The organism is Flavobacterium sp. 38 (genome assembly GCF_057799715.1).
Genome location: NZ_JBYNWZ010000003.1, coordinates 51,819 through 64,290 on the forward strand (window position 1 = coordinate 51,819; position 12,472 = coordinate 64,290).

General features: G+C 33.5%; 12 protein-coding genes. 7 read left to right on the forward strand and 5 right to left on the reverse strand.

Going from position 1 to position 12,472, the window contains the following annotated elements:
* The first annotated feature begins 72 nt into the window (after nucleotides 1-72).
* Entirely contained in the window at nucleotides 73-1,059 is a 987-nt protein-coding gene (locus AC3E9W_RS08965; protein WP_456897402.1) for an aldo/keto reductase, read from the forward strand.
* Nucleotides 1,060-1,237: 178 nt separating this feature from the next.
* Complete coding sequence (locus tag AC3E9W_RS08970) at nucleotides 1,238-1,654, forward strand: hypothetical protein (protein ID WP_306159788.1); 417 nt, start codon at nucleotides 1,238-1,240, stop codon at nucleotides 1,652-1,654.
* 47 nt (nucleotides 1,655-1,701) lie between these two features.
* Here AC3E9W_RS08970 and AC3E9W_RS08975 read toward each other — a convergent pair whose 3' ends face one another.
* On the reverse strand, nucleotides 1,702-2,751 hold the full coding sequence (locus AC3E9W_RS08975) for a sensor histidine kinase (protein WP_488768107.1): 1,050 nt from the start codon (nucleotides 2,749-2,751) through the stop codon (nucleotides 1,702-1,704).
* 157 nt (nucleotides 2,752-2,908) lie between these two features.
* Here AC3E9W_RS08975 and rlmD point away from each other — a divergent pair, with 157 nt between their 5' ends.
* The 3 genes from rlmD to AC3E9W_RS08990 are packed head-to-tail and all read left to right on the forward strand — an operon-like array spanning nucleotide 2,909 to nucleotide 5,694.
* Nucleotides 2,909-4,321, forward strand: coding sequence for a 23S rRNA (uracil(1939)-C(5))-methyltransferase RlmD (rlmD, locus tag AC3E9W_RS08980; RefSeq protein ID WP_306159785.1), 1,413 nt, complete (start codon nucleotides 2,909-2,911; stop codon nucleotides 4,319-4,321).
* Nucleotides 4,322-4,328: 7 nt separating this feature from the next.
* Entirely contained in the window at nucleotides 4,329-4,871 is a 543-nt protein-coding gene (locus AC3E9W_RS08985; protein WP_488768108.1) for a DUF6452 family protein, read from the forward strand.
* Complete coding sequence (locus AC3E9W_RS08990; RefSeq protein WP_306159781.1) at nucleotides 4,843-5,694, forward strand: DUF6048 family protein; 852 nt, start codon at nucleotides 4,843-4,845, stop codon at nucleotides 5,692-5,694. Before AC3E9W_RS08985 ends, AC3E9W_RS08990 begins: the two co-directional genes overlap by 29 nt.
* A 145-nt stretch (nucleotides 5,695-5,839) precedes the next feature.
* Here the strand turns inward: AC3E9W_RS08990 and AC3E9W_RS08995 are convergent, their stop codons facing one another.
* From AC3E9W_RS08995 to AC3E9W_RS09005, 3 genes are all read right to left on the reverse strand, one after another.
* Nucleotides 5,840-6,532, reverse strand: coding sequence for an aspartate/glutamate racemase family protein (locus AC3E9W_RS08995; RefSeq protein ID WP_488768109.1), 693 nt, complete (start codon nucleotides 6,530-6,532; stop codon nucleotides 5,840-5,842).
* A 15-nt stretch (nucleotides 6,533-6,547) separates the two neighbouring features.
* Nucleotides 6,548-6,784, reverse strand: a complete 237-nt coding sequence (locus AC3E9W_RS09000; RefSeq protein ID WP_125719469.1) for a hypothetical protein — start codon at nucleotides 6,782-6,784, stop codon at nucleotides 6,548-6,550.
* 165 nt (nucleotides 6,785-6,949) lie between these two features.
* On the reverse strand, nucleotides 6,950-8,113 hold the full coding sequence (locus AC3E9W_RS09005; RefSeq protein ID WP_306159777.1) for a THUMP domain-containing class I SAM-dependent RNA methyltransferase: 1,164 nt from the start codon (nucleotides 8,111-8,113) through the stop codon (nucleotides 6,950-6,952).
* Nucleotides 8,114-8,250: 137 nt separating this feature from the next.
* Between AC3E9W_RS09005 and AC3E9W_RS09010 the strand changes: the two genes are divergently transcribed.
* Nucleotides 8,251-9,015 carry a class I SAM-dependent methyltransferase gene (locus AC3E9W_RS09010; protein ID WP_488768110.1) on the forward strand — a complete coding sequence of 255 codons (765 nt, stop codon included), beginning with the start codon at nucleotides 8,251-8,253 and terminating at the stop codon, nucleotides 9,013-9,015.
* 114 nt (nucleotides 9,016-9,129) lie between these two features.
* Nucleotides 9,130-9,798 carry a ZIP family metal transporter gene (locus AC3E9W_RS09015; RefSeq protein ID WP_306159773.1) on the forward strand — a complete coding sequence of 223 codons (669 nt, stop codon included), beginning with the start codon at nucleotides 9,130-9,132 and terminating at the stop codon, nucleotides 9,796-9,798.
* Between the two features lie 250 nt (nucleotides 9,799-10,048).
* Here AC3E9W_RS09015 and AC3E9W_RS09020 read toward each other — a convergent pair whose 3' ends face one another.
* Entirely contained in the window at nucleotides 10,049-12,436 is a 2,388-nt protein-coding gene (locus AC3E9W_RS09020; RefSeq protein ID WP_488768111.1) for a TonB-dependent receptor, read from the reverse strand.
* Nucleotides 12,437-12,472: the final 36 nt, after the last annotated feature.

Genomic DNA, 12,472 nt, shown 5'->3' on the forward strand with positions numbered 1-12,472 from the left:
GTGACAAAGATCCAAAGTTGCTAATCTTTGTCACTTTGCCTCTTTGTCACTTTGAACCTTAAAAGAAAAAAAATGCACTACAGAAAACTAGGAAAAACAAACTTTAATATATCTGAAATTTCTCTTGGGACTTGGCAGGTTGGCGGGAAATGGGGATCGGGTTTTGATGATAAAACTGCCGACGAACTTTTGAATACCGCTATAGATAATGGCGTAAATTTTATTGATACTGCCGATGTTTATGAAAACGGGTTAAGCGAAACAGCCGTTGGAAGAGTCGTTCGCTCTCGTTCTGAACGAATTTTTGTAGCTACAAAATGCGGGCGCCAGATCAATCCGCATGTTAATGAAGGCTATACGCCAAAAGTGCTTCAAAAATTTGTTGAAGACAGTTTAAAAAGAACTGGATTAGAAACGCTTGATTTAATTCAATTGCATTGTCCTCCGACAGAAGTTTACTATCGTCCGGAAATATTTGAACTTTTTGACCGATTAAAAGATCAGGGAAAAATCCTTAATCTTGGCGTAAGTGTGGAAAAAGTCGAAGAAGCTTTAAAAGCGATTGAGTATTCAAATGTAACAACGGTTCAGATTATTTTCAATTTGTTCCGTCAGCGTCCTTCTGAATTATTTTTCGCAGAAGCGAAGAAAAAAGATATTGGTATTATCGCCAGAGTTCCTTTAGCAAGCGGACTTTTAACTGGTAAATTTGATTCGAAAACCACTTTTGACTCTCAGGATCACCGTAATTTTAATCGCAACGGAGAAGCTTTTGATAAAGGCGAAACATTCTCTGGAATTGATTACGAATTAGGTTTAAAAGCTGTTGAAGAATTAAAAGCTTTATTTCCAGAATCAAAAAACCTGGCAGCAATTGCACTTCAGTGGATTTTAAGTTTTGATGAAGTAAGCTGTATTATTCCAGGCGCTTCAAAAGTTGAGCATGTTCTGTCTAATTTATCGGTTTATGATACTCCAAAATTAACTTCGGAGCAGATTAGTGCAATGAACAAAATTTATACTGATCTCATCAAACCTTCTGTTCATCAGCTTTGGTAGTTTTTTTTAAAAGATTCAAAGCTACTAAGATGCTGAGCTTCTAAGCTCTTTAGTTTCTTCTTAGTAGCTTAGAAGCTCAGAACCTTATCATCTCTTAGGCGTTTTTTTCTTACAACTTCTACGCAACCTTTTCTTTATCAGCATATCTAATAATAAAACTAATCATAAATCATTAACCATGAAAAAACTAAGTTTTATTTTATTAGCTGCTGCGCTCGCCTGCTTTTCCTGTAGCAACGATGACGGTACAACACAAGAAGAAGACAACGCAAAACTTGAAAGTTTGTACAACGACATTATTACCTATTCAAAAGTTGACACCGAACCCTGCTCCAATCCTGAAGAATGGGGTTTTGTAAAAATGTATGACACCCCTTGTTCGCCAACTGGAGGATTTATTTTATATTCCAAAAAAGTAGATTTGGCTGTTTTGGAGAAAAAAATTAAAGAGTATAATGCATATAAAGCATACATTAATAAGAAATGGGGCTTTTATGCAGACGTAATGCCTCCTTGCACAGACCCAAAGGTTCCGACAGGTGTAAAATGCATTGATAATAAACCGCAATTATATTTCGGTTTTGTTTTATATTAAAATGAAAAAGCTGCTAAGAAAATATCTTAGCAGCTTTTTTATAAGAATTAGACATCAAATTCAATTCTAAATTCAGCGCCCTTATTTTTTCCTTCACTCGATGCAGTCAATCGTCCATTATTTCTTTCAATAATCTTCTTGCACAAATAAAGTCCGATTCCGGTAGAACCTTCACTTGCGGTTCCGAGTCGGCTCATGTTTGTGAATTTTTTAAACAGTTCTTCAATCTGGTTTTTATCAAATCCAATTCCGCTGTCCTTAACTGTAAAAATCAATTTTGAATTTTGAGAAAAGATTCTGACTTTGATTTCACTATCAAAATAAGAAAACTTAACGGCATTGCTTATTAGATTTACCAATACCTGAACCAAAAGTCCCTCGTCTATTTTCAGCTTTGCTTCGGCACATTCTACAGCCAAATCAAGTTTTATATTTTTATCAAATAAACGCTGTTCTACTTGTTCATTTATAAAAGGAATAATAGTAGAAAATGAGATTTTTTTAACCTCATGATTTACTTTTGCAATTTCGTCTTGTTCCTTTAGCAATTTAATAAAATTTTCGATGTATCTAAATTGAAGATCTGTCGATTCACAAATTAATTCGGCTAGATTTTTAACCGATTCAGACGGATTTTCACTTATAATCAGCTTGGCCAAACCTTGCGGATTTCCTGCAAAATTCTTCAAATCATGCGAAAGCATATAGATAAGATCCTGTTTTTCGTTAATAAAATTCTCGGCTTCATTAATAGATTCCTGTATGTTGCACAAAAGCAATCCAGCTTCGTCTGTGTATCCCGTAGGCAATGCAGAAAGTTTTCTTGAACTTCTGTAGTCATCTAAAGCTTTTGAGGCTGTTGCAATTGGTTTTATAAGCCTGTTTAAAACCAAAAGCGTTATTGCCGTTGCCAGCAATGTCATAATTAAAGAAAAAACAAGAATAGATGCCGATGATATCTTATGTTCGAAAAATAAAACAAAAAACAAGATTCCGATTAAAGGAATATGGATACCGATAAAAGCAACAAATAAAAATTTAAAAGCATAACTTTTTTTAAGAAAGCTGATTTGTGAGAGTTTATGATACAACTTCATAAAAAGAAATGGATGTGTAGGTTAATATGCAATTTTATTGGGGTTATTACGAAAACAAAATTAAGTTTTATACCCAATTAAACTAATATTTTGAAGAATTTCTAAATTTTTTCTAAAATTAAATTTGTAAAAGTTTTCAAAGGCTTATTTTTGCGCTATGGGAAGAAAAAATACAGACAAAATTGTCTTTCATCAAATTCAAGTTCTTGATGCTGGTGCTAAAGGAGTTTCAGTAGCCAAAGCACCTGACGGAAAAGTAATCTTTATTCCGAATGTGGTACCTGGAGATGTTGTAGACGTGCAGACATTAAAAAAAAGAAAGGCTTATTACGAAGGTAAAGCTGTAAAATTTCATGAATTATCTGAATATAGAGTAGATCCAATCTGCGAACATTTTGGAGTGTGTGGAGGATGCAAATGGCAAAATATGAAATACAGCCAGCAGCTTGCATTTAAACAAAATGAAGTTAAAAATCACTTACAAAGAATAGGAAAAATTGAACTTCCAGAATTTGAAGATATTTTAGGTTCTGAGAAACAGTTTTTCTATAGAAATAAAATGGAATTCTCTTTTTCTAACAGCCGTTGGCTTACTGAAAAAGAAATTGGAAGCACAGAAGATTTAGGCAATAGAAATGCTTTAGGTTTTCATATACCTAGAATGTGGGACAAAATTCTTGACATCAACAAATGTCATTTACAGGAAGATCCTTCAAATGCAATTCGTAACGAAATCAGAGCTTTTGCAAACGAACATAATTTAGCGTTTTTTAATCCGAGAGAACATTCTGGTTTATTAAGAACGGTAATGATTCGTACTGTTTCTACTGGAGAAATTATGGTTCTGATTCAGTTTTTTGAAGAAGATAAAGAAAACAGAGAATTAATTCTTGACCATTTATACGAGAAATTCCCTCAAATTACTTCATTACAATATGTTGTAAACGGAAAGCCAAATGATACGATTTACGATCAGGATGTTGTGCTTTATAAAGGAAGAAACTACATTTTGGAAGAAATGGAAGGTTTAAAATTTAGCATTAATGCAAAATCTTTCTACCAAACCAATTCTGACCAAGCTTATGAATTGTACAAAATAACTCGAGATTTTGCTGGTCTTACAGGAAATGAAGTCGTTTATGATTTATATACAGGAACTGGAACTATTGCTCAGTTCGTTTCTAAAAAAGCGAAAAAAGTAATTGGAGTAGAAAGTGTTCCTGAAGCAATTATTGATGCTAAAGCCAACGCAGAACGCAATAATATTACAAATTGTGAGTTTTTTGTTGGTGATATGAAAGTGGTCTTTAATGAAGCTTTTATTGCTCAGCACGGAAAACCAGACGTAATTATTACAGATCCGCCTCGTGACGGAATGCATAAAGATGTTGTGGAACAGATTTTAAAAATTGCTCCAGAAAAAGTCGTTTATGTAAGCTGTAATTCTGCAACTCAGGCGCGTGATTTGGCTTTAATGGACGAAAAATACAAAGTAACTCGTGTGAGACCTGTAGATATGTTTCCGCAGACACATCATGTTGAAAATGTTGTACTTTTAGAACTTCGATAAAAAATACATGAAAAAAATAATCGCTATTTTACTGCTCTTTACTTTTGGCTTATCCAGCTGTGAGAAAGATGATATCTGTGATGCTAACACACCAACTACACCAAGATTGGTGATTACGTTTTATGATAGTGCCAATCCGACAAAAACTAAAAATGTAACCAATCTACAAGTTATTGGCGAGGGAATGGAGCAGGGAATTGTTTTTAACGAAAACCTTGCTGTTGATGACACGTTAAGATATGTAACTAATGGGAGCCAAGTATTACTACCATTAAAAGTAAATGACAGCACTACAACTTTCAAGCTTACTTTTGATTCTTTAAACACAAATCCTGCTGCGGTTAATACTGATGTGCTTAAATTTAACTATAGTACACAAAATGTATATGTTTCAAGGGCTTGCGGCTTTAAAACTATTTTCCAGTTAAATAACACCGATCCTTTTATTCGTACTGATCCTGATGGAGATACTGTCTGGATGACTAGAATTGATTTAGAAAACCCTAACATTGAATCTGAAAATGAAACACACATTAAAGTTTATTTCTAGCATTTCATTATTGTTTTCAATGTTTTTAGGTTATGCTCAGGATGTGCCTGAGATTTCTAAAAATTTGGATTCAACAGTGACCCAAAAGCCAAAGACAGAAAAGGTAAAAACGGCTAAACCTGAAATTAAGGAAGCTCCAAAGGAAATTTTAAAAGACAGCGTTGTAAAAACAGATCGATACGGACTTCGTGTTGGCGTAGATTTGTACAAACTTACTCGCGGACTATATGACAAAGATTATAAAGGAATCGAGTTTGTTGGAGATTGGCGCTTAACAAAAAAGTATTATTTGGCAGCCGAATTGGGTTTTGAAGACAAAACTACTGAGGACGATCGTTTGACTTCTTCGGCTACTGGAACTTATGTAAAAGCAGGTTTTGACTATAATTTTTACCAAAACTGGCTAGACATGGAAAACCTGATCACGATAGGAATGCGTGGCGGATTCAGTACTTTTAGTCAAGAACTGATTAATTATAAAATTTACAATCCAAATCCGTATTGGGGAGAATTACCACCAATAAATGAAGGCCAAAAGTACAGCGGACTTACAGCTGCTTGGATTGAAGTTGCATTAGGATTAAAAGCGAAAGTTTTTAATAATGTATTTGTTGGCTTTGGTGTCCAACTTAAACTTTTGGCTATGAATAAAGAGCCCGGTAATTTTGAAAATCTATATATCCCAGGATTTAATAGAACGTACGACGGAAGTTTTGGTGTTGGATTCAACTACACGGTTTCTTACTTTATTCCGATTTACAAGAAAAAAACAATGGCATCTGAAAATGCTAAAATAGAAGAAGCTAAGAAGAAGAAAAAGTAGTTTTTTGTAGCTACTAAGATACTAAGGTGCTAAGGAACTAAGCAAAAAAGCCTCAAATTCAATTTCTTGAATTTGAGGCTTTTCTGTTTTACGACACTAAAAGAAAACTTAGAACCTTAGCATCTTAGGATCTTAGCACCTTTTTTCAAGCTAACTGAAAGTTAATCGCTGCTTTTGTATGAATTAAAGTAGTATCAAAAATAGGAACATTTAAGTCGCCTTCTTTTATTACCAGCGGAATTTCGGTGCATCCTAAAATAATTCCTTCTGCGCCATTTTTGATTAATTCGTTTGCAATTTCCAGATAACGTTTTTTCGTTTCTTCGGTTGCAATTCCTCTTCCTAATTCTTCAAAAATAGTATAGTGAATAAAATCCTTAACTTCTTCACTTTCTGGAATTATAGCTTCAATTCCTTTCTCAGCAAGTTTGTCTTTAAAGAAATCCAATTCCATTGTAAATTTCGTTCCCAGCAAACCCACTTTTTTGATTTCTTTTTTCTGGATTTCAATTGCTGTTTCTTCTGCAATATGAATAAGAGGAATTCCAATTGCTTGCTGTAGTTTATCAGCAATTAAATGCATGGTATTGGCACATAAAACAATAGCTTCTGCCCCGCCCGATTTTAAAACTTCTGCAGCTTTTAAAAGCATCGTAAAAGTCGAATCCCAGTCGTTGGCATCGTTATTCTTTTTAATATCGGCATAATTAAAAGAGTAAATTAGACACTCAGAGAAATTTAGTCCACCGAGTTTTTCATTGATTCCTTTATTAATTAAAGTATAATAATCTGATGTAGAAACCCAGCTGATTCCGCCAATAAGTCCAATTTTCCTCATATAAACATTTTTATATTATTGAATTTCTTTGATTCCTTTTATAAAAAGCCATTTCATAAAAAGCTTTTCACCGTCTTTAGTTCTCACTGCCTGAAATTTAGGCCCAACAATTGTTCCAATTACAAAAGCCGTCAGCGGAATCCAGATTCCCGTTAATCCCGTATAAGCTGCAATTAAAAATCGAAATGCAATAAACAAGATTGCAAAAGCTGCTAATTGATATAAAAAAGCTCGTAGTTGTAGTTTTGACATTTTTTTTATTTTAAGTTGCAAAGTTACAAAGGTTCAAAGAGGCAAAGTTTTTCTTTTGCTTCTTAAACTTTAAACATCTGAACTATTAGTTAATTATATTTTTAAAAATCAAATTTTCAAGACAAAGTTTTCACTTTGCCTCTTTGAACCTTTGTTTCTTTGTCACTATTCAGAAACTTGAAATTTCGTTCTCTTGCTTCCTTCGTACATTTCGTATTTTACCAAACGTGCTTCAAGACTTCCGTTGAAAAGTTTGATTTTTCTTGAAGGTTTTAATCCCACGAATTTTAAAGCTTCTAGATTGGCTGTAATAAACCAAGCGTTTGTTCCTGGATAGTTTTTCTTTAAAGTGTCTCCAATACTAGCGTAGAATCTTTCCATATGAATATCTAAACGCTCATCATAAGGCGGATTGAAAACAATATGCAGTTTACCTTCTGTTTCTTTTTCTGTATCGAAGAAATTTTCTTCGTGTATAGAAATATAATCCTCTAAATTGGCATTTCTAATATTGTCTTTGGCTTTACTGACAGCACTTGGCGCTTTGTCATAACCTTTAATCGTATAATGAAACTCTCTCGTTTTTTTCATTAAACTGTCAACAATAGTATCAAAAAGATCATTGTCCCAATCTTTCCATTTTTCAAAAGCAAATTCTTTTCTGTTGATGTTTGCCGGAATGTTGCAGGCAATCATTGCTGCTTCTGCCAAGAAAGTTCCAGAACCGCACATTGGGTCTAGAAAATGAGTTTGCCCGTCCCAGCCTGACAATAAAAGAATTCCAGCTGCCAAAACCTCATTAATAGGCGCAATATTGGTAGCCGTTCTATAACCACGCTGATGCAGTGAAGCTCCAGAAGTGTCTAAAGCCACAGAAACTTGATCTCTATCGATATGGATATTAATACGTAAATCTGGATGCTGTTTATCGATACTTGGTCTTTGCCCGGTTCTTTCTCTAAACTGATCTACAATCGCATCTTTACATTTCTGAGAAACAAATTCAGAATGATTGAAATAAGTAGAATGCACCGTTGCATCGATCACAAAAGTCTGATTGGCATTTAAATATTTCGACCAGTTCATGCCCGAAATCCCTTTGTACAAAGCCTGCTCATTATTGGCTCTAAAAGAATAAATTGGTTTTAAGACTTTAAGTGCAGTACGCAAAGATAAATTGGCTTTATACATAAAACCTTTATCTCCTTTAAAGCTCACCATTCTCACGCCTTTTTCAACATCCTGAGCCCCAAGTGCGCGCAATTCGTTTTCTAATATTTCTTCAAAGCCAAAAAAACATTTGGCAATCATTTTAAAATTTTCTTCCATTTCTTTTTTAATTAAAAAAAGCCAATCGCTATAACATTTTATTATACTGGTATAAATACGTATCGAAGCGACATAGTTATTTTTCGGCAAAAATACACTAAATTTGCCGGACTTTTGAATTAATTGAAATAGAATAAATGTCTGCAGAACATAACGCATCGATCCCGAATCAAGAAGACGACAATCAAAACTGGTATTCTTCATGGTTTGATACGCCATATTATCACATTCTTTATAAGGATCGAAATTATCGTGAAGCTCAAATTTTCATGGACAATTTAACGCATTATCTGAACTTGCCTGAGAAAGCAAAAGTTTTGGATTTAGCATGCGGAAAAGGCCGTCATTCTATTTATTTAAATCAATTGGGCTACGATGTTTTAGGAGCCGATTTGTCTGAGAATAGCATTGCCGAAGCCAGCAAAAACAGCAACGAAACACTTCATTTTAAAGTGCACGACATGCGCGAGCCTTTTGAAGAAAAATTTGATGCTATTTTCAATCTTTTTACCAGTTTTGGCTATTTCGAAAGCGACGATGACAACCTTACGACTTTAAAAGCAATTAAAGAAAGCTTGTCTGAATATGGGTTTGCCGTTATTGATTTTATGAACGTGGCAAACGTTATTGAAAATCTGGTTCCTGAAGAGGTAAAAACCGTTGATGATATCGATTTTCATATCAAAAGATATGTTGAAGACGGACATATTTTAAAAGAAATCGATTTTGAAGACCAAGGCCGAAAATATCATTTTACAGAAAAAGTAAAAGCACTAACTTTGAAAGACTTTCAAGATTTAATGGACGAAGCGGGAATTTTCCTTCTGGACATTTTTGGAGATTACAAACTCAAAAAATTCCATAAAACAGAAAGCGAAAGATTAATCATGATTTTTAAATAGAATTCATTTACACCAAAGAATATTTTAACACATAGAAACTATGCTTCTACGTGTTAAGAAAATCACTAGTATTTTTATATTTTTATAAAATAATTTCTGTTTTAAACAAAAAGAATGAATTATTTACTACCCTTATTTTCTGTACTTTTAGGATATAGCGTGGCTTTGTTTATAAAACCAAACAACAAAACCAATTTAAAATTACTGCTGGCGTTCAGCGGTTCTTTTTTATTGTCTCTAACCGTAATGCATCTTTTGCCAGAAGTTTACGAATCGCACAATCATAGTATCGGAATTTTTATTATGATCGGAATTTTATTCCAGATTATTCTCGAATTTTTCTCAAAAGGCGCTGAACACGGACACGTTCACGGGCATGCAAAAATGTCTCAGATTCCATGGCTTTTATTTATCAGTTTGTGTATTCATGCTTTTTTAGAAGGTTTTCCTGTAAGTCACCATCATGGTTTAGCAATCGGAATAGCTATTCACCACTTGCCTATTGCCGTTATCTTAACGACATTTTTCATTAATGCCGATTTAAACAAAAAAGCCATTTTTGCCTTCATGCTGACTTTTGCCATCATGACACCGCTAGGAACTGTGGCTTCTGAATATTTACCTTTTTTAAACAAATATTATACTGAAATAACAGCCATTGTAATTGGTATTTTATTCCATATTTCATCAACAATCATTTTTGAAAGCAGTGAAGGACATAAATTCAACATTGCTAAGGTCTCGATGATTGTTTTAGGTATTCTTCTAGCTTTCTTTTTATAATTAGATAATTTGCCAATTTGATAATTAGATAATTCTCATTGACTCATTATCTAATTGACTAATTTTCTCATTATTGATTTTTTCGTGTGAGGGATAGTAGCAATCCGCCGCAGCGGAGCGGATAGCCCGACCGCATTTACGAAAGGCGCACATAAGCGGCTTGTTAAATAGCGCCTTTTGTAAATGTGGTCACACCCAAAATATTCCCGTTTTTAATTATCATTTTCTAATTACCAAATTGACACATTATCTAATTAGAAACCCTCTTTCTTTCCTCCTGATTTCCAAAAGAGCGTTCTTTCACGTTTATCTTTTTATTTCCAAAATTGTAAATCACAGACAAACGCACAAAACGATTGCTTTCGTTATTGCTGTACACTTGCTTTACGCCATTGACAACCGAGGTGAAATCTTTTAAATAAGATGTATTAAAAATGTCATTGGCCAGAAATGCAATTTGAAGCGTTTTATTCAACAAATCCTGTTTGAATCCAATATCAAAACTTGAGGCATAACCTATTTCATACAAACCGCTTTTAAAAGGCGTACTGTAATTAAAATCAATTTGAAGCTTCGTGTTTTTTCCTAATACAAAAGTATTATTAGTCGTAAAATCAATTTGCAAACTGTTCGATGGCGTTGCATTGATGTCTTTAATAAAGTCTGTTTTTGCGCCTAAAAAATACAATGAATTTTCGCTCTGCCACCACTCTGCAAAACCTGCCGAATAGCTTTCGCCAACACCATAATTCAAGCTTTTAAAATAATTGTCACGCGTTATGATTTGCGTACTTGTTTCTGGGTTTGAAGTAAATAAAACGCCATAACCGTCCGTAATAAGGTTTACAAAAACACTTGTTCTTAAAATTTCTTTATACGAATGGGCAAACTCAAAATTATCACTAAAAGAAGGCTTCAAAAACGGATTTCCTTCCGCGTAGCTATTACTGCTAATATAAATTCGGAACGGATTCAGTAAGTCAAAACGAGGTCTGTTGATTCTTTTTCCATAATTCAAACTAAAACTGTTATTATCATTCTTTTTGTATGAAGCAAAAAAAGTTGGAAACAATTTCAAATAATTATTTACCGTTTCTTGATTCAATGTTTCAGAAAATCCAGTAGTTTCTGTGTTTTCAAGTCGCAATCCCAATTGAAGATTCCATTTTTCGTTTATTTTTTTATCACCATTAATATAAACTGCCTGATTATTTTCGGTGTATTTAAAACGGTTCGACTGATTGGGATCTAATACTGGAGTTCCAGTAATTGTATCATAAAAAAGCACATCGCTTATGCTATTGGTAAAACTCACTTTAGCTCCATACGATAAATTCATAGCCTGAAGCGGATGTTCCATATCTGCCTTAAAACTTAGATTATCAATATCCTGATTCGAAATGTTTCTTCCAGACTGATTCACATCGACAAAAGTTCCATCTGCTGAATAATTATTTGCGGTAAACTCACGATCAAATTTTGAGTTGTAGTTAAAATAATCCACATCAAATGATAATTTCCGATCTAACGTATCCAGTTTTGTAATCAAATGCCCATTATAAGTTTGATTACCCGATGCTCTGTCTGCAAAACTGTTGTTGACAATGTAATTTTGCAATTGATTTTGCGTATTGTACTTTTTAACCACAATATCTGACTGAAAATCAGGACTATTTCTATCATTTAAAATTTGAAAACCAACTGTAGTTTTTTCAGAAAAATCATAATCCAAAGCTAATTTTCCTGATAGATTTTCGTTTTTTGCTTTTGTTCTCGCATTCAAATTCGAAAGTCCATCCTCAAAATAAACGTCCGAGATTTCATCTACATTTTTATATCCCGTTTTTCCATTAAAGCTTGCCGACAAACGAAATTTGTTTTTGCTGTAAAAGAAATTATCTCTCAAAGTGAAAATTCCGTATTTATTCTGATCGTAAGAAACCGTTGTTGAATTCTTCCAAGAATCACGAACGCCTTTTTTCATTACAATATTAATTAGTCCGCCAAATCCATCAGCTTCATATTTTGCAGGCGGATTACTTATAACTTCAATATTCTTAATATCCGCCGCAGAAATTGATTTCAAAAAATTATTCAATTCTTCGCCTGTTAATTCAATAATCCTTCCGTCAATCATAACTCTTGAAGTTCCTTTTCCTAATATATTAATTGTATTATTTTGAACCACAACTCCAGGCGCGGTGTTTATAGCGCTTAAAGCATCTCCTCCAACATTGGCTACATTGTTTTCCAGATTATAGATCAAACGATCTGTTTTTTGTTCGATAGTTTTCTTTTTAGATTGTACCACAACTTCTACTAAATTTGTTGTGGTTTCTTTGAGAATTACAGTTCCTAAATCGGTGTCTTTTTCTACTGAAATCTCTTTTTCAAGATCCGTAAAACCCAAAAGACTGATTTCTATTTTATACAACCCTTTTTTAAGATCAATTTCAAAAGAGCCATCAGCTTTACTTGTTGTCCCAGTAATAATTTTTCCTTCTTCATTTAAGATTGAAACTTCAGCCCATTCTAAAAGCTTTGTTTCGCTCGCTATTTTTCCTTTTAATTTAAATGTCGATTGTGCTAAACAAAATAGTGGCAATACTAAAAAGATTAAAAGAGGTAATTTTTTCATGATTTCTAATTTTACTTGTTTGATTAATTTGAAGCA

Excerpts from the sequence above, each read along its gene's own strand:
- AC3E9W_RS08965 (WP_456897402.1), top strand. The coding sequence starts at position 73 with ATGCACTACAGAAAACTAGGAAAAACAAACTTTAATATATCTGAAATT.
- AC3E9W_RS08970 (WP_306159788.1), top strand. The coding sequence starts at position 1,238 with ATGAAAAAACTAAGTTTTATTTTATTAGCTGCTGCGCTCGCCTGCTTT.
- AC3E9W_RS08975 (WP_488768107.1), bottom strand. The coding sequence starts at position 2,751 with ATGAAGTTGTATCATAAACTCTCACAAATCAGCTTTCTTAAAAAAAGT.
- rlmD (WP_306159785.1), top strand. The coding sequence starts at position 2,909 with ATGGGAAGAAAAAATACAGACAAAATTGTCTTTCATCAAATTCAAGTT.
- AC3E9W_RS08985 (WP_488768108.1), top strand. The coding sequence starts at position 4,329 with ATGAAAAAAATAATCGCTATTTTACTGCTCTTTACTTTTGGCTTATCC.
- AC3E9W_RS08990 (WP_306159781.1), top strand. The coding sequence starts at position 4,843 with ATGAAACACACATTAAAGTTTATTTCTAGCATTTCATTATTGTTTTCA.
- AC3E9W_RS08995 (WP_488768109.1), bottom strand. The coding sequence starts at position 6,532 with ATGAGGAAAATTGGACTTATTGGCGGAATCAGCTGGGTTTCTACATCA.
- AC3E9W_RS09000 (WP_125719469.1), bottom strand. The coding sequence starts at position 6,784 with ATGTCAAAACTACAACTACGAGCTTTTTTATATCAATTAGCAGCTTTT.
- AC3E9W_RS09005 (WP_306159777.1), bottom strand. The coding sequence starts at position 8,113 with ATGGAAGAAAATTTTAAAATGATTGCCAAATGTTTTTTTGGCTTTGAA.
- AC3E9W_RS09010 (WP_488768110.1), top strand. The coding sequence starts at position 8,251 with ATGTCTGCAGAACATAACGCATCGATCCCGAATCAAGAAGACGACAAT.
- AC3E9W_RS09015 (WP_306159773.1), top strand. The coding sequence starts at position 9,130 with ATGAATTATTTACTACCCTTATTTTCTGTACTTTTAGGATATAGCGTG.
- AC3E9W_RS09020 (WP_488768111.1), bottom strand. The coding sequence starts at position 12,436 with ATGAAAAAATTACCTCTTTTAATCTTTTTAGTATTGCCACTATTTTGT.